The sequence below is a fragment of the Enterobacter cloacae complex sp. 2022EL-00981 genome (genome assembly GCF_028737495.1).
Taxonomy (GTDB): Bacteria; Pseudomonadota; Gammaproteobacteria; order Enterobacterales; family Enterobacteriaceae; genus Enterobacter; species Enterobacter cloacae.
Genome location: NZ_JAQZRK010000003.1, coordinates 196,002 through 212,563 on the forward strand (window position 1 = coordinate 196,002; position 16,562 = coordinate 212,563).

Genomic DNA, 16,562 nt, shown 5'->3' on the forward strand with positions numbered 1-16,562 from the left:
GGAATGAAAAAGAAAGTCATGAGCGTTTTTTTCCAGCTGGCATGGGCTGCGCTGTTGGTAATCAGCCTGCTGTATCCGCGCAGCGGTGCGCCGGTTCTGGTTGGTGCGTCTGTCTGGGTGTCATGCTTCCTCGCCTGGCTGCTTGCTGCGCTGTGCGCTGTCGGGTGGTTGGCCGGAGATCGGGCGCGCGATGAGGTCAGGGCGGCATTAATCAAATTCAGGGCGCACCCCATAAAACCCGTGCGTACATGGGCTATCAGGCTGCTTATTGTTCTGTGCCTGGCGTTTTCGGGATGGGTGATCACCCTGGTGTTTTACCTGCTGACGCTGGTTTTGTATCAGATTGCCCGCGCGCAGCTTCATGAGCCGATGGCGGCCTGATGCGTGCGCTGGCGGTAGTGCTGGCGCTGGCACTTGCGGCGCTGGGCTGGCAGTCGTGGCGGTTAAACAATGCCAGCCACACCATCGAAACGCAGGGCGCGGCGCTGAAAAGCAAAACGCAGGAGCTGACGAGGAAAAACAGCCAGCTGATCGGCCTGTCCATTCTGACCGAAACCAACAGCCGGGAGCAGACGCGGCTTTATGCAGCAGCGGAACAGACCACCGCACTGCTGCGAAGCCGTCAGCGCCGGATCGAGGAACTGAAACGTGAAAACGAGGATTTGCGCCGCTGGGCTGACACTCCTTTGCCTGCTGACATTATCCGGCTGCGGGAGCGTCCGGCCCTCGCCGGAGGTGCAGCTTACCGTGAGTGGCTGTCCCAGAGTGACGCAGTGCCGCCTGGAAAGGTCAGCGCCGCGCAGTAACGGCGATCTGAATGCGGTGCTGGATGAAACCGAGGCCGCCTGGGCGGTCTGTGCTGACAAAGTGGACACAATTATTGCGTGTCAGGAGCGAGACAGTGAACAAACCGCAGTCCTTACGCAGCGCCCTGAATAAAGCGGTTGCCTATGTCCGGGACAACCCGGACAAGCTGCACCTTTTCGTTGATAACGGATCACTGGTGGCAACAGGAGCCAGTTCCATGTCATGGGAATACCGCTACACCCTGAACGTGGTGATCGAGGATTTCAGCGGCGACCAGAATCTGCTGATGGCTCCAGTCCTGCTGTGGCTCAGTACCAGCCAGCCGGACGCCATCAATAACCCGGATCTGCGCGAAAAACTGTTCACCTTTGAAGTGGATATTCTGCGCAACGATGTGTGCGATATCAGCCTGAACCTGCAGCTGACGGAGCGCGTGCTGGTCAGCACTGACGGCAGCGTGTCAAGCGTTGAAGCGGTGCCGGAGCCGGACGAACCCGAAGAAATGTGGACGGTGAAACGTGGATGAACTGCAGAGGATGGATGACTGGATGACGGCGCTACTGGCGAATCTGGAGCCTGCCGCGCGCAGCCGTATGATGCGGCAACTGGCGCAACAGCTGCGCCGGACGCAGCAGCAGAACATCAGGCTGCAGCGTAATCCTGACGGCAGCGGCTATGAACCGCGCCGGGTGACTGCCCGCAGCAAGAAGGGACGCATCAAACGCCAGATGTTTGCAAAGCTTCGCACCACAAAATACCTGAAAACTACCGCCAGTGCGGACTCCGCCAGCGTGCAGTTTGATGGCAAGGTGCAGCGCATTGCCCGTGTTCACCATTACGGCCTGCGGGATCGCGTCAGCCGAAAAGGCCCGGAGGTCCGCTACGCAGAGCGCCGCCTGCTGGGCGTGAATGAAGAAGTGGAAACCGTCACCCGTGACACCCTGCTGCGCTGGCTGGCGGGGTGATCTTTGTGCCACCGCTGGTACAAGCGCCCGCACTGCCTCCCTTTTCCCTCTGATGGCAACCTTTCGTTATGAATGCACAACTGACCGAAATCATGCGCCTTATCACCAACCTGATCCGCACCGGCACCGTGACCGAAGTGGACCGGGAAAACTGGCTGTGCCGGGTGAGAGTGGGCGAGCTTGAAACCAACTGGATTAACTGGCTGACGCTGCGTGCCGGTGGTGCCCGTACATGGTGGTGCCCGTCGCCGGATGAGCAGGTGGTGGTGCTGAGCATGGGCGGCAATCTGGAAACTGCTTTTGCGTTGCCTGCCATCTACTCCAATCAGTTTGCGCCGCCGTCGGATTCCGTGGACGGTTGCGTGACAGAGTACCCGGACGGAGGCTGGTTTGAGTATGAACCCGCCACCGGGCGGTGGCATGTCAGGGGTATCAAATCCATGGTGATCGAGGCGGCTGACAATATCACCCTTAAAACCGGTGAGTTTGTGGTGGAGGCTGACACCACACGCATTAACAGCGAGGTGGTGATCAATGGCGGCGTCACCCAGGGCGGCGGCGCGATGAGTTCCAACGGGATCGTGGTGGATAAACACGGTCATACCGGAGTGAAATCCGGCGGAGATACGTCAGGAGGCCCGGTATGACGCTGTATATCGGCATGAGCCAGGGTAACGGCAAGGCCATTACTGATACGGATCATCTGCGCCAGTCAGTGCGAGATATTCTGCTGACGCCGCAGGGCAGCCGGATTGCTCGTCGGGAATATGGTTCCCTGCTGTCCGCCCTGATTGACCAGCCGCAGAACCCGGCGCTGCGCCTGCAGGTCATGTCTGCGGTCTATGTGGCCCTGAGTCGCTGGGAGCCACGACTTACGCTGGATTCCATCACCATCAGCAGCAATTTTGACGGTTCCATGGTGGTTGAGCTTACCGGGCAGCGCAACAACGGCGCGCCGGTTTCACTTTCGGTATCAACAGGAGCAGAAAATGGCAGTGATTGACCTTTCCCAGCTGCCCGCGCCGCAGATAGTGGACGTGCCGGATTTTGAGACGCTGCTGGCTGAGCGCAAGGCCGCATTTGTGGCCCTTTATCCGGCGGATGAGCAGGACGCGGTGCGGCGCACGCTGGCGCTGGAATCTGAACCCGTCACCAAGCTGCTGCAGGAAAGCACCTACCGTGAAATCCTTTTGCGCCAGCGTATTAATGAGGCCGCGCAGGCGGTCATGGTGGCGTATGCCATCGGCGGCGATCTCGATCAGCTGGCAGCCAACTACAACGTGAAACGCCTGACTGTAACGCCTGCCGACAGCGATGCGGTACCGCCGGTCGCTGCCGTTATGGAAAGTGACGAGGCTCTGCGCCTGCGTGTTCCGGCTGCGTTTGAGGGATTGTCCGTTGCAGGACCGACAGCGGCCTATGAGTTTCATGCCAAAAGCGCGGACGGGCGCGTGGCGGATGCCAGCGCAATCAGCCCGGCACCGGCGGAAGTGGTGCTTACCGTACTGAGCCGTGAGGGTGACGGTACAGCGGAGGCTGAACTGCTGGCGGTGGTGGAGCAGGCGCTTAACAGTGAGAACGTCCGCCCGGTGGCAGACCGCCTGACAGTGCGCAGTGCCGAAATAATCCCGTACAGCGTGGATGCGACGATTTTTCTTTATCCGGGACCGGAAGCTGAGCCGGTGATGGCGGCAGCAAAAGCCAGCCTGCAGAAGTACATCGCCAGTCAGACGCGGCTGGGCCGTGATATCCGTCGTAGCGCCATTTATGCCGCGCTGCACGTTGAGGGCGTCCAGCGTGTGGAGCTGGCGTCCCCGCTGGCTGATGTGGTGCTGGATAAGACGCAGGCGGCGTCCTGTACGGAATGGAGCGTAACCAACGGGGGCACGGATGAATAGCCTGCTGCCGCCCGGTTCATCGCCGCTTGAGCGCCGACTGGCGCAGACCTGCAGCGGGATTTCCGATCTGCAGGTGCCGCTGCGCGATTTATGGAACCCGGCAACGTGTCCGGTCAGCTTTCTGCCGTATCTGGCGTGGGCATTTTCCGTTGACCGCTGGGACGAAAGCTGGACGGAGAGCGTTAAGCGCCGTGTGGTGCAGGATGCTTTCTATATTCATCAGCACAAGGGGACGACCAGTGCAGTGCGGCGCGTGGTGGAGCCGTTCGGTTTCCTGATCCGCATCATTGAGTGGTGGCAGACCGGCGAGCAACCGGGCACGTTTCGCCTGGACATTGGCGTGCAGGACCAGGGGATTACGGAAGAAACCTATCTGGAGCTGGAGCGCCTGATCGGTGACGCAAAGCCGTGCAGCCGCCATCTGATCGGCATGTCCATCAACCTGCAGACCAGCGGCACCTATTTTGTGGGCGCAGCTACCTACAGCGGCGAAGAAATCACGATCTACCCGTATATCAACGAAACCATTATTTCCGGCGGTACCGCTTACGAGGGCGGGGCGGTCCATGTTATTGACACAATGAGAGTGAATCCATGAGCGCAAAATTTTATACCCTGCTGACGGATATCGGCGCGGCGAAACTGGCAAGCGCCGCCGCGCTCGGTGTGCCGTTGAAAATTACCCAGATGGCGGTGGGCGACGGTGGCGGCGTGCTGCCAACGCCAAACGCACAACAGACAAAGCTGGTCGGTGAAAAACGCCGTGCAGCTCTGAATATGCTGTATATCGATCCGCAGAACAGCAGCCAGGTGATCGCTGAGCAGGTGATACCCGAAACGGAGGGCGGTTGGTGGATTCGTGAGGTTGGTCTGTTTGATGAAACCGGCGCGCTGATTGCTGTCGGTAACTGCCCGGAGAGCTACAAGCCGCAGCTGGCAGAGGGGAGCGGACGAACGCAGACCGTGCGCATGGTGCTGATTACCAGCAGCACTGATAACATCACTCTGAAAATTGATCCGGCAGTAGTGCTGGCAACCCGCAAATACGTGGATGACAAGGTGCTGGAGTTGAAGGTGTATGTGGATGACCTGATGGCAAAACATACCGCCGCCAGCGATCCGCATACGCAGTACCTCAAAACGGCGGATATTGATAAATATATTCCGGTTGGCTTTCCGCTACCGTGGCCTCAGGCAACACCGCCAGATGGCTGGCTAAAATGCAACGGTGCTGCTTTTGATAAGGCGAAATATCCAAAGCTGGCGGCGGCCTATCCTTCCGGTAATTTGCCCGATTTACGTGGTGAGTTTTTGCGTGGATGGGATGACGGGCGCGGTGTGGACGCAGGACGAGCATTACTGAGCGCTCAGGGATTTGCCTTTGAAGACCACGCCTTATCAATACCAACAAATCAGGGCTATGCAGGAGTGGAATACGGCAGCACCGAAAAAGATATTTACGCAGCATTTTCTGACCGTATGGCTTATATCGGTACTCAGGGTAGCAATGATCAATGGACTGACGGTAGCCAATCAAAAATATACGTTCGTAGCGATGGAAAACCAGTAGGCAACAATAATGGTATGGTGAGCAGTGTGGATGCTCCTTATTCTTTTATCCGCACATACAGGGCAAGTACGGGCTGGAATAATCCGGGAATGAATGTTCCTAAAACCGCTACGGAGACCCGCCCCCGTAATATTGCATTTAATTTCATTGTGAGGGCTGCTTAATGGCAAAGGCAACGTTAAACAAAAATATGATTGCCACTAAAGCTGGCGATATTACGGTGTATAACTTTGATGGTGATACCGGAGAATATTTATCAGCTACAGTCGAATATCTTGCTGTAGGGGTTGGGCTTCCCGCGCATTCCTGCACAGATGCCCCTCTGGATGAAAAGGATGGTTTTGCCATCTGCCGAATGGCTGATCGGACTGGATGGGAATATGTTGTAGACCACCGGGGTGAACTGGTTTTTGATACGCAAACCGGGCAACCAGTAAAAGTTACACGTCCGGGTGATTATCCTGACAATGTGACCACCATTGCACCAACAACACCGTATGACCAGTGGAACGGTAAAGAATGGGTAACGGATGAAAATGCGCTGCAGCGGGGGCTGGTACTGGAAGCTGACCAGAAAAAAGCCGCATTACTTGCCGAAGCGCAGAGCACCATCAGTTTGTGGCAGACGGAGCTGCAGCTCGGCATCATCAGCGATGAGGATAAAGTTAAACTGATAGCCTGGATGAAATACATTCAGGCGTTGCAGAAAGTGGATACGGCTACAGCCCCGGATATTAACTGGCCTGTACCTCCCGAAGATTAATTATGTCCCCGCGCCTGCGGGGATTTTTTTGCCCCTTCCATTGTGCCATTCCCCACACATAGTCCGGCGCGTGCGCCGCGCGCATATCAACCAGAACATAGGCACACCCCCTGTAAACCGGAGAGACTGCCTTATGGCTCAGGATTACCACCACGGGGTGCGCGTTGTTGAAATCAACGAGGGCACCCGATCCATTACCACGGTGAGCACCGCCATCGTGGGCATGGTCTGCACCGGCGATGATGCTGATGCGTCCATGTTTCCCCTCAATAAGCCGGTCCTGCTGACCGATGTGCTGACTGCCAGCGGTAAAGCAGGCGAGTCCGGCACGCTGGCCCGCTCGCTGGATGCTATTGCCGACCAGGCTAAACCCGTGACCGTCGTTGTACGCGTGGCGCAGGGCGAAACTGAAGCGGAAACCACCTCCAACATTATCGGCGGCGTGACCGCTGACGGTAAAAAAACGGGAATGAAAGCGCTGCTTTCGGCGCAGTCGCAGCTGGGCGTCAAGCCGCGCATTCTCGGCGTGCCGGGGCATGACACGCAGGCGGTTGCCACTGAGCTGCTGAGCGTAGCGCAGAGCCTGCGCGGGTTTGCCTATCTGTCCGCCTACGGCTGCAAAACGGTGGAAGAAGCGATTGCCTACCGTGACAATTTCAGTCAGCGCGAGGGGATGCTGATCTGGCCTGACTTCATCAACTTTGACACCGTGCTGAATGCAGATGCGACGGCTTACGCCTCCGCCCGCGCGCTCGGCCTGCGCGCCAAAATTGACGAACAGACAGGCTGGCACAAAACCCTGTCAAACGTGGGCGTGAACGGCGTCACCGGCATTTCCGCTGATGTGTTCTGGGATCTGCAGGACCCGGCAACCGATGCGGGGCTGCTCAACCAGAACGACGTCACGACGCTTATACGCAAAGACGGCTTCCGCTTCTGGGGGTCCCGCTGCCTCAGTGACGATCCGCTTTTTGCTTTTGAGAACTACACCCGCACGGCGCAGGTGCTGGCTGACACCATTGCAGAAGCGCACATGTGGGCGGTAGATGGCGTGCTTAACCCGTCGCTGGCCCGTGACATTATCGAAGGTATTCGCGCCAAGCTGCGCAGCCTGAAAACGCAGGGCTACATCATCGGCGCAGACTGCTGGCTGGATGAGTCAGTGAACGATAAAGACTCCCTGAAAGCCGGGAAGCTCACCATCGACTACGACTACACGCCGGTGCCGCCGCTTGAAAACCTGATGCTGCGCCAGCGCATCACCGATCAGTACCTGCTGGATTTCTCCAGCCAGGTCAGCGCGTAAGGGGACACCATGGCTTTACCACGTAAGTTAAAACACCTGAACCTGTTCAACGACGGGAACAACTGGCAGGGGATCGTTGAGTCTCTGACCCTGCCGAAATTCACCCGCAAGTTTGAGAAGTATCGCGGCGGCGGTATGCCGGGCGCGGTGGATGTGGACATGGGGCTGGATGACGGCGCACTGGACACGGAATTTTCAATCGGCGGCACCGAACTGCTGTTATTTAAGCAGATGGGCAAGGCCACGGTTGACGGAATCCAGCTGCGTTTCACCGGCTCCATTCAGCGTGACGATACCGGCGAAGTGCAGGCCGTTGAGCTGGTTGTGCGCGGGCGTCATAAAGAAGTGGATTCCGGCGAGTGGAAAACCGGCGAGAGCAGCACAACCAAAGTCAGCAGCACCAACAGCTACGCGAAGCTGACCATTAACGGTGAGGTGCTCTATGAGGTCGATCTGGTCAACATGGTAGAAATCGTTGATGGCGTGGACCTGATGGAAGAACACCGTAATGCACTCGGCCTCTGATTAACCTTAACGGCGCGGTCAGCCGCGCCAGTATTTCATTAACAGGAAACGAACATGAGCGACAAACTGACTGAAAAGACTGTGCAACTGGATACCCCGATCAAGCGCGGTAAAACTGAAATTACCGAAATTGTGCTGCGCAAGCCGCAGTCCGGCGCGCTGCGTGGTACCCGTCTGCAGGCGATCATGGATATGGACGTCGGCGCGATGATGACGATTATTCCCCGCATCTCTACGCCCGCGCTGACCGCTCAGGAAATGGCTGAAATGGACCCCGCCGATCTCACCGCGCTGTCGGTTGAGGTGGTCACTTTTTTGTTGAAGAAGTCGGTGCTTGCCGGTTTACCGACAGCCTGACGGTTGATGATCTGGTGGCAGATATTGCCACCATCTTTCACTGGTCGCCGTCCACCACTGACGTTATGCCGCTGACTGATGTGCTGGAGTGGCGGCATAAAGCGATTCAGAGAAGCGGGGCCAGCGATGAGTGACAACAACCTGCGCCTGCAGGTGATTCTTAATGCGGTTGACAAGCTCACCCGCCCATTCCGATCCGCGCAGGCCAGCTCAAAAGAGCTGGCTACTGCGCTTCAAACTACCCGGAACAGTTTGAAAGAACTGAATAAACAGGCCGGGCGTATTGATGAATTCCGTAAAACCCGATCACAGCTTGCAATCACTGCAACAAATCTCAGTGCTGCGCGCGAAGAAGCCGCAAAACTTGCCACGCAGTTTGCTGCAACAAATCGCCCAACTGATGCTCAGGCTAGATTATTTAGTCAGGCAAAAAACCGTGTGCAGGAACTGCAGCAGACTTACAACGGCCTGTTGGGTTCGGTACAACGGCAGCGGCAAGCGCTGAAAGAATCCGGCATTGATACTAAACAGCTCAGTAGCGCCCAGCGGGAACTGCGTAAAAATGCCGACGAAACCCGGCAGGCGATGGAACGTCAGCAGAAATCCCTGAAACGCCTGGGCGAACAGCAAGCGAAAATGAATGCCGCACGTGAGCAATATTCACGCCGTCTTGAGGTGAGGGATCGCATTGCCGGAGCAGGGGCAACCACCACAGCAGCGGGGCTGGCAATGGGTGCGCCGGTCATGGCAGCGGTGAAAAGCTACTCCAGCATGGAAGATGCCATGAAAGGCGTGGCAAAGCAGGTAAACGGGTTGCGGGACGATAACGGCAACCGCACGAAACAGTTTTATGACATGCAGGATGCTATCAAGGCCGCCAGCGAACAGCTGCCGATGGAGAACGGCGCTATAGACTATGCCGCACTGGTTGAAGGTGGTGCGCGCATGGGCGTGACTAAACAGGACGATCCTTACGAAGACCAGAAGCGTGACCTGCTGGCCTTTGCATCCACGGCGGCAAAAGCGGCAACGGCGTTTGAGCTACCCGCCGATGAATTAGCTGAAAGTTTGGGAAAGGTGGCGCAACTTTATAAGGTGCCTACCCGTAATATCGAGCAGTTGGGCGATGCACTGAACTATTTAGATGATAACGCTATGTCAAAAGGCGCGGATATTATCGACGTGCTGCAGCGCATGGGGGGTGTGGCTGATCGATTGGACTATCGTAAAGCGGCTGCGCTTGGCTCTACGCTGCTTACTCTGGGGGCTGCCCCAGAAGTAGCCGCAACCGCAGCTAATGCGATGGTGCGTAAATTGTCTGCCGCAACAGTTCAGGGAAAAAGTTTTCAAGAAGGGGTGGGCATATTAAAGCTCGATCCTGAAAAGCTTGAAAAACAAATGACCAAGGACGCGATGGGGACTATTCAGAGTGTACTTGAGAAGGTCAATAGTCTACCGAAAGATAAACGATTAGGCGTGATGTCTTTAGTCTTTGGAAATGAATTTGGTGATGATGCGGCAAAACTTGCAAACAATCTTACAGAGCTGAAACGCCAGCTTAGCCTTACTGCAGGCGATGAAGCGAACGGCTCCATGCAGAAAGAATCTGATATCAACAAAGACTCTTTATCTGCACAGTGGTTGCTAGTCAAAACAGGGGCGCAGAATGCTTTCAGTAGCCTGGGCGAAACGCTGCGCCAGCCATTGATGGATATTATGGATTCCGTAAAAAGTGTCACTGGCGCATTACGTGGCTGGATAGAGGCCAACCCGCAGCTGGCAGGCACGTTGATGAAAGTTGCTGCAGCGACTGCCGCGATCACCGTTGCGCTCGGTATGCTTGTAGTGGCGGTGGCTGCAGTGCTGGGGCCGATAGCGGTGATCCGGTTTGGCCTGTCTGTCTTGGGTGTAAAAACTTTACCTTCTGTTACTGCCGCAGTTACCCGAACTGGAAGTGCGTTGTCATGGCTGGCAGGTGCTCCACTTTCCCTGTTGCGTCGTGGTATGGCCTCATCCGGCGGCAGTGCCGGGCTGCTGAGCGCTCCCCTTAATTCCTTGCGCCGTTCTGCCGGGCTGGCTGGCAATGCACTGAAAGCTGTAGCAGGTGCGCCGCTTGTAATGCTACGCGCGGGAATGTCAGGCATTCGTAATGTTATTGGTATGGTGATGAATCCGCTGGCGGCGCTGCGGGGTGGGTTATCTGCTGCCGGTGGCGTGCTGCGTTTTCTGGTATCCGGCCCACTGGCATTACTTCGTGTCGCGCTATATGGCATTTTCGGTCTGCTGGGTGCGTTACTTAGTCCGATAGGGCTGGTTGTGGCTGCGCTGGCTGGCGTGGCGCTGGTTGTCTGGAAATACTGGCAGCCGATCAGCGCATTTTTGGGTGGTGTGGTGGAGGGATTCAAAGCCGCTGCTGCACCGATCAGTGCTGCCTTTGAGCCATTGCGGCCTGTTTTTCAGTGGATTGGCGACAAGGTGCAGGCTTTGTGGGGGTGGTTCACTGATTTGCTTACGCCGGTTAAATCCACTTCCGAAGAACTGAACAGCGCAGCTGCAATGGGCCGCAGGTTTGGTGAGGCACTGGCGGAAGGTCTGAATATGGTGATGCACCCGCTTGAGTCTCTCAAGTCAGGCGTGTCGTGGTTGCTGGAAAAACTCGGCATCGTCAGTAAGGAAGCGGCAAAAGCAAAACTACCTGAACAGGTTACACGACAGCAGCCTGCTACGGTGAACAGTGACGGTAAGGTGGTGTTGCCACCTGGCGGATTTCCGTCGATGGGGTTTGCAGGCATGTATGACAGCGGTGGCACAATCCCGCGAGGTCAGTTTGGCATCGTTGGGGAGAACGGCCCCGAAATAGTGAACGGTCCCGCAAATGTCACCGGTCGAAAACGCACTGCTGAGCTGGCAAGGATGGCGGCAACGCTCAATCCTTCACAAGCGGAACCAGCCAGCGCTAAACGGCGTCCTGAAAGCAGGATTATTTTGCCGCCTGATAGCGTGAATGGCCCAGCAAACCTTCCTGTAAACAATCGTGCTACTGAACTGACGAAACTGGCGGCAAAGGTAAGCCCCTCTCACGATGTAACATCCAGCCGGGAGCAACGGGCTGAAAGCCGGTTAATGTTGCTGTCTGAAATCGCTAACGCCCCGGTAAAAGTTCCGAGTAGAGATCGCTCTGTTGAGCTTGCTGGTATCGCTGCAGCCGTCATGCCGACACAGGCCGTTACGGAAATCACGGCGAAAAGGGCTGATCCGGAGACTTTAAGTCAGAAGGTTCTGGCTTCCGTCATAGCTGGCGTAATGGGCGTAGCGGCAGCACCTGCGGAGGCTGCTCCACTGCATCCGTACAGCCTACCGGCAATGGCATACAAACAAAGTCAACCTGCGAAATCTGCCAGCGTACCGCCAGTGATCCGTTATGAGATTAACGCGCCGATTCATATCACTGCCCAGCCTGGGCAGAGTGCGCAGGATATTGCCCGCGAAGTCGCGCGGCAGCTTGACGAGCGCGAGCGCAAAGCCAGGGCTAAAGCGCGGAGTAATTTCAGTGATCAAGGGGGATATGAATCATGATGATGGTGCTGGGGTTATATGTCTTCATGCTGCGTACAGTGCCATATCAGGAGCTGCAGTATCAGCGAAGCTGGCGACACGCCGCCAACAGTCGGGTGAACCGGCGACCATCAACGCAGTTTCTTGGCCCGGATAATGACCCGCTGACGTTATCTGGCGTACTGCTGCCGGAAGTCACCGGGGGCAGGCTGTCATTGCTCGCGCTGGAGCAAATGGCAGAGCTGGGCAAAGCATGGCCTCTGATTGAGGGAAGCGGGACCATTTACGGCATGTTTGTGATCGAGAGTCTGAGTCAGACAAAAACAGAGTTTTTTGAAAGCGGAATGCCTCGCCGTATTGAGTTTACGCTGACCCTGAAAAGGGTTGATGAGTCGCTGTCTGATATGTTCGGCAGTCTCAGCGATCAGCTCAGTAACCTGCAGGACTCTGCAACATCTGCGATAGGTAATATTAAAAATACGGTTGGAGGGTTGCTGCAGTGAATTTTAGCTCTGATCTTTTTGACCTGAACAGCAAAAGCCCGGCTTTCAGTATCACCATTGAAGGTAAGGACGTGACTACCGCGCTGGATGCGCGCTTGATGAGTCTGACGCTGACTGATAACCGGGGTTTTGAGGCTGACCAGCTTGATCTGGAGCTGGACGACGCCGACGGGCAGATCGTTCTGCCGCGACGTGGTGCCGTTATTCAGCTGGCGCTGGGATGGAAGGGCCAGCCACTTTTCCCAAAAGGGGCATTCACGGTGGATGAGATTGAGCATAGCGGTGCCCCTGACCGCCTGACCATTCGCGCACGTAGTGCTGATTTTCGTGAAACCCTCAATACCCGGCGCGAAAAGTCATGGCACCAGACAACCGTTGGCGATGTGGTAAAGGAAATCGCAGCACGGCATGACCTCAAAATGGCGTTGGGTAAAGACCTGACGGATAAGGCGCTGGATCACATGGACCAGACCAATGAAAGCGATGCCAGTTTCCTGATGAAGCTGGCGCGCCAGTATGGGGCGATTGCTTCCGTTAAGGATGGAAACCTGCTGTTTATCAGGCAGGGGCAGGGAAGAACAGCGAGCGGTAAGCCGTTGCCGGTTATCACCATTGAACGTAAAGCCGGTGACGGTCATCGTTTTACCCTGGCTGATCGTGGTGCTTATACCGGTGTAATTGCCAGTTGGCTGCATACTCGCGAACCCAAGAAAAAAGAAACAACCAAGGTTAAGCGCCGCCGGAAGAAAACCACCGCGCCCAAAGAGCCGGAAGCAAAACAGGGTGATTATCTGGTGGGAACGGATGAAAACGTGCTGGTTCTTAATCGTACTTACGCAAACCGCAGCAATGCTGAGCGTGCGGCAAAAATGCAATGGGAGCGCCTGCAGCGTGGTGTTGCGTCTTTCTCCCTGCAGCTCGCTGAGGGCCGGGCAGATCTCTACACCGAAATGCCGGTAAAGGTGAGCGGCTTTAAGCAGCCTATCGACGATGCCGAATGGACCATTACAACTTTGACGCATACGGTCAGCCCGGATAATGGTTTTACTACCAGTCTGGAGCTTGAAGTAAAAATTGATGATTTAGAAATGGAATGATTTTGTTCACAAAATGGATGTGTAGTGTATCATTATGTGATTGCGAGGAATCGGTGGGGAGAGACGGATATGATGAATTGTCCGAAATGCGGACATGCTGCACATACTCGTAGTAGCTTTCGGGTGTCTGATAACACAAAAGAACGCTACTGCCAGTGCCAAAATATTAATTGTGGCACCACTTTTGTTACCCATGAAACCGTCGTGCGCTACATTGTTACCCCTGGACTTGTCGATCATGCTCCGCCACACCCATTAAATAGTGGTCAGGGACACATGAATTTCTAACAAATTAACCCGCTTAGGCGGGTTTTTTGTTGATGGTAGCTGAAATCCTGCTGCCATTTTGCTGCCAACAAATATCCAGATAACAAAAAAGCCACTCGTTTGAGTGGCTTAATTATATGATTTTACAGCTAAAATTTGGTGGCCCCTGCTGGACTTGAACCAGCGACCAAGCGATTATGAGTCGCCTGCTCTAACCACTGAGCTAAGGGGCCGTGGCGGTGGATTATAATGTAACTCCCCGCAGCAATCCAGCCATTCACACCCGCCTGCTGTTTTTATAAACAACGCATAATCAATCCTTTATACTTCCATGATGATGTATCAATCGGGAGTAAATATGATCAACGATATTCTGGCCCCGGGATTACGGGTGGTGTTCTGTGGGATCAACCCCGGTAAATCCTCGGCGCATACCGGTTTTCACTTTGCTCATCCGGGGAACCGCTTCTGGAAAGTGATCTACCAGGCCGGGTTTACCGACCGGTTACTCAAGCCTGAAGAGGAGCAGCATCTGCTGGATACGCGCTGCGGGATCACCATGCTGGTGGAGCGACCAACCGTGCAGGCGAGCGAAGTCAACCTGCATGAGCTGCGCACTGGCGGGCGGGAACTGATTAAGAAGATCGAAGACTACCAGCCTGCCGCGCTGGCGATTCTGGGGAAACAGGCCTATGAGCAGGCGTTCAGCCAGCGCGGGGTGAAATGGGGTAAACAGGCCATCACCATCGGTGTGACGCAGGTATGGGTGCTGCCAAACCCGAGCGGACTTAACAGGGCAACGCTGGATAAACTGGTGGAAGCTTACAGGGAGCTCGACGAGGCGCTGGTGGTGCGGGGGCTTTAGGGGGCTCTGCGACCTGATGCCTCGTCCTGGCCCTCTCTCACAGGGAGAGGGCATAAACAAAAAAAAAGCTCCCGATTGGGAGCTTTTTGCTGTTTACCTGGATTAATCGTCCAGGAAGCTACGCAACACTTCAGAGCGGCTCGGATGGCGCAGTTTACGCAGCGCCTTCGCTTCGATCTGACGGATACGTTCGCGGGTAACGTCAAACTGTTTACCCACTTCTTCCAGCGTGTGGTCGGTGTTCATATCGATACCGAAACGCATACGCAGTACTTTCGCTTCACGGGCGGTCAGGCCAGCCAGAACGTCGTGCGTGGCAGCACGCAGGCTCTCGGTGGTGGCAGAGTCCAGCGGCAGCTCGAGGGTGGTATCCTCGATGAAATCACCCAGATGCGAATCTTCATCATCACCGATTGGTGTTTCCATGGAGATTGGCTCTTTGGCGATCTTCAGCACTTTACGGATCTTGTCTTCCGGCATCAGCATGCGTTCAGCCAGCTCTTCCGGCGTCGGCTCGCGACCCATCTCCTGCAGCATCTGGCGGGAAATACGGTTGAGCTTGTTGATGGTCTCAATCATATGCACCGGAATACGGATGGTGCGCGCCTGATCCGCGATAGAGCGGGTAATTGCCTGACGGATCCACCAGGTCGCATAGGTGGAGAACTTGTAACCACGACGGTATTCAAACTTATCTACCGCTTTCATCAGACCGATGTTGCCTTCCTGAATCAGATCCAGGAACTGCAGACCGCGGTTGGTGTATTTCTTGGCGATAGAGATAACCAGACGTAAGTTTGCTTCAACCATCTCTTTCTTCGCACGACGGGCTTTCGCTTCACCGATGGACATACGACGGTTGATGTCTTTGACCTGCTCGATGGTCAGGCCGGTCTCTTCTTCGATTTGCTGCAGCTTCTGCAGACCGCGATGCACGTCTTCTTTCACGTCGTGCAGTTTTTCAGACCACGGTTTGTTCATTGCGATAGCCGCGTTGAACCAGGTTTCGCTGGTTTCGTTGCCGGTGAAGAGGGTGATGAAGTTCTTCTTCGGCATTTTGCACTGCTCAACGCACAGCTTCATGATGATGCGTTCCTGGGTACGTACGCGATCCATCATCACGCGCATGCTGTTCACCAGGTAGTCGAACTGTTTTGGCACCAGGCGGAACTGTTTGAAGACTTCAGACAGTTTCAGGATCTCTTCCTGAGCAGCAGCGTGACTGCGGCCTTTGGCTTTGATGGTGTCACGCGTCACTTCGTACTGGGTACGCAGTTCGGCGAACTTCTCACGTGCCAGTTCCGGGTCGATGCTGTTGTCATCATCGGCGCTGTCGTCGTCGCTCTCTTCTTCATCTTCGTCTTCGTCGTCATCCATCTCTTCCTGAGACAGTTCAGAACCGACGTGAGTGGCGGTTGGCGCCATATCTTCTTCAGCGTTCGGGTCGACAAAACCGGTGATCAGATCGGACAGACGCGCTTCTTCCGCTTCAACACGATCGTACTGCTCCAGCAGATAGGTGATCGCTTCCGGGTACTCAGCAACAGAGCACTGAACCTGGTTGATCCCGTCTTCGATGCGTTTTGCGATGTCAATTTCGCCTTCGCGGGTCAACAGTTCAACGGTACCCATTTCGCGCATGTACATGCGGACCGGGTCAGTGGTACGCCCGATTTCAGATTCCACGCTGGACAGTACCTGTGCAGCAGCTTCTTCCGCATCTTCGTCAGTGTTGTTGGAGGTTTCAGCCAGCAACAGATCATCGGCATCCGGTGCTTCTTCCATCACCTGAATGCCCATGTCATTGATCATTTGGATGATGTCTTCGATTTGATCTGAATCGACGATATCTTCCGGCAGATGGTCATTGACCTCGGCATAGGTCAGATAGCCTTGCTCCTTACCACGTTGGACAAGAAGTTTCAGCTGTGACTGCGGGTTTTGCTCCATAAGACGGTATCCACACTTAATTCGTTTGATTGGTGTCGGCGATGGTTTGCCAACCTTTAAAGCGAGGGCGTACTTATATTTTTGCCGCTGCCTCTCAGTGCGGCTGCCGGGGGCTTCCCGATCGATATTCGGCA

General features: G+C 55.5%; 21 protein-coding genes and 1 tRNA gene. 20 read left to right on the forward strand and 2 right to left on the reverse strand.

Annotation, left to right across the window (positions count from 1 at the left end):
- Positions 1-3 precede the first annotated feature (3 nt).
- From PUZ33_RS04520 to PUZ33_RS04610, 19 genes are all read left to right on the forward strand, one after another.
- Complete coding sequence (locus PUZ33_RS04520; RefSeq protein WP_058671295.1) at positions 4-381, forward strand: DNZ54_00345 family protein; 378 nt, start codon at positions 4-6, stop codon at positions 379-381.
- Positions 378-806: an Rz-like lysis system protein LysB gene (lysB, locus tag PUZ33_RS04525; protein ID WP_195892755.1), complete on the forward strand. Its 429-nt coding sequence runs from the start codon at positions 378-380 to the stop codon at positions 804-806. Before PUZ33_RS04520 ends, lysB begins: the two co-directional genes overlap by 4 nt.
- Entirely contained in the window at positions 691-939 is a 249-nt protein-coding gene (gene lysC, locus PUZ33_RS04530; protein ID WP_223151184.1) for an Rz1-like lysis system protein LysC, read from the forward strand. The genes lysB and lysC overlap by 116 nt, the downstream gene beginning before the upstream one ends.
- Entirely contained in the window at positions 902-1,333 is a 432-nt protein-coding gene (locus PUZ33_RS04535; protein WP_058111945.1) for a phage tail protein, read from the forward strand. Before lysC ends, PUZ33_RS04535 begins: the two co-directional genes overlap by 38 nt.
- Positions 1,326-1,772: a phage virion morphogenesis protein gene (locus PUZ33_RS04540; protein WP_058671292.1), complete on the forward strand. Its 447-nt coding sequence runs from the start codon at positions 1,326-1,328 to the stop codon at positions 1,770-1,772. Before PUZ33_RS04535 ends, PUZ33_RS04540 begins: the two co-directional genes overlap by 8 nt.
- A 68-nt stretch (positions 1,773-1,840) precedes the next feature.
- Positions 1,841-2,419, forward strand: coding sequence for a phage baseplate assembly protein V (locus PUZ33_RS04545; protein WP_032636616.1), 579 nt, complete (start codon positions 1,841-1,843; stop codon positions 2,417-2,419).
- Positions 2,416-2,775, forward strand: coding sequence for a GPW/gp25 family protein (locus PUZ33_RS04550; protein ID WP_058671290.1), 360 nt, complete (start codon positions 2,416-2,418; stop codon positions 2,773-2,775). Before PUZ33_RS04545 ends, PUZ33_RS04550 begins: the two co-directional genes overlap by 4 nt.
- Entirely contained in the window at positions 2,762-3,670 is a 909-nt protein-coding gene (locus PUZ33_RS04555; RefSeq protein ID WP_058671288.1) for a baseplate assembly protein, read from the forward strand. The genes PUZ33_RS04550 and PUZ33_RS04555 overlap by 14 nt, the downstream gene beginning before the upstream one ends.
- On the forward strand, positions 3,663-4,268 hold the full coding sequence (locus tag PUZ33_RS04560; protein WP_045415214.1) for a phage tail protein I: 606 nt from the start codon (positions 3,663-3,665) through the stop codon (positions 4,266-4,268). Before PUZ33_RS04555 ends, PUZ33_RS04560 begins: the two co-directional genes overlap by 8 nt.
- Positions 4,265-5,404 (forward strand): phage tail protein, encoded by a 1,140-nt coding sequence (locus PUZ33_RS04565; protein ID WP_058671286.1) that lies wholly within the window; start codon positions 4,265-4,267, stop codon positions 5,402-5,404. The genes PUZ33_RS04560 and PUZ33_RS04565 overlap by 4 nt, the downstream gene beginning before the upstream one ends.
- Positions 5,404-6,003 (forward strand): tail fiber assembly protein, encoded by a 600-nt coding sequence (locus tag PUZ33_RS04570; protein WP_058671284.1) that lies wholly within the window; start codon positions 5,404-5,406, stop codon positions 6,001-6,003. Before PUZ33_RS04565 ends, PUZ33_RS04570 begins: the two co-directional genes overlap by 1 nt.
- 133 nt (positions 6,004-6,136) lie before the next feature.
- Positions 6,137-7,309, forward strand: a complete 1,173-nt coding sequence (locus tag PUZ33_RS04575) for a phage tail sheath protein (protein ID WP_045334072.1) — start codon at positions 6,137-6,139, stop codon at positions 7,307-7,309.
- A 9-nt stretch (positions 7,310-7,318) separates the two neighbouring features.
- Positions 7,319-7,834, forward strand: a complete 516-nt coding sequence (locus PUZ33_RS04580) for a phage major tail tube protein (RefSeq protein WP_024552851.1) — start codon at positions 7,319-7,321, stop codon at positions 7,832-7,834.
- 54 nt (positions 7,835-7,888) lie between these two features.
- Positions 7,889-8,191: a phage tail assembly protein gene (locus tag PUZ33_RS04585; protein ID WP_058671282.1), complete on the forward strand. Its 303-nt coding sequence runs from the start codon at positions 7,889-7,891 to the stop codon at positions 8,189-8,191.
- A 14-nt stretch (positions 8,192-8,205) separates the two neighbouring features.
- The gene (locus PUZ33_RS04590) at positions 8,206-8,325 is read left to right on the forward strand and encodes a GpE family phage tail protein (protein ID WP_023206368.1); all 120 of its coding nucleotides are present in this window, start codon (positions 8,206-8,208) and stop codon (positions 8,323-8,325) included.
- Positions 8,318-11,767: a phage tail tape measure protein gene (locus tag PUZ33_RS04595; protein ID WP_274205301.1), complete on the forward strand. Its 3,450-nt coding sequence runs from the start codon at positions 8,318-8,320 to the stop codon at positions 11,765-11,767. The genes PUZ33_RS04590 and PUZ33_RS04595 overlap by 8 nt, the downstream gene beginning before the upstream one ends.
- Entirely contained in the window at positions 11,764-12,249 is a 486-nt protein-coding gene (locus PUZ33_RS04600) for a phage tail protein (RefSeq protein ID WP_001528562.1), read from the forward strand. Before PUZ33_RS04595 ends, PUZ33_RS04600 begins: the two co-directional genes overlap by 4 nt.
- Positions 12,246-13,346 (forward strand): phage late control D family protein, encoded by a 1,101-nt coding sequence (locus PUZ33_RS04605; protein ID WP_057057191.1) that lies wholly within the window; start codon positions 12,246-12,248, stop codon positions 13,344-13,346. Before PUZ33_RS04600 ends, PUZ33_RS04605 begins: the two co-directional genes overlap by 4 nt.
- A gap of 69 nt (positions 13,347-13,415) precedes the next feature.
- Positions 13,416-13,634: a DNA-binding transcriptional regulator gene (locus PUZ33_RS04610; protein WP_024146528.1), complete on the forward strand. Its 219-nt coding sequence runs from the start codon at positions 13,416-13,418 to the stop codon at positions 13,632-13,634.
- 136 nt (positions 13,635-13,770) lie between these two features.
- Here PUZ33_RS04610 and PUZ33_RS04615 read toward each other — a convergent pair.
- Positions 13,771-13,846: transfer RNA gene (locus tag PUZ33_RS04615), tRNA-Ile, on the reverse strand.
- 125 nt (positions 13,847-13,971) lie between these two features.
- On the opposite strand from PUZ33_RS04615, the gene mug reads away from it, so the two are divergent.
- Complete coding sequence (mug, locus tag PUZ33_RS04620) at positions 13,972-14,478, forward strand: G/U mismatch-specific DNA glycosylase (protein ID WP_020689452.1); 507 nt, start codon at positions 13,972-13,974, stop codon at positions 14,476-14,478.
- 102 nt (positions 14,479-14,580) lie between these two features.
- Here the strand turns inward: mug and rpoD are convergent, their stop codons facing one another.
- A complete protein-coding gene (gene rpoD, locus PUZ33_RS04625) occupies positions 14,581-16,428 on the reverse strand; it encodes an RNA polymerase sigma factor RpoD (protein ID WP_013098777.1) in 1,848 nt (615 codons plus the stop codon).
- Positions 16,429-16,562 lie beyond the last annotated feature (134 nt).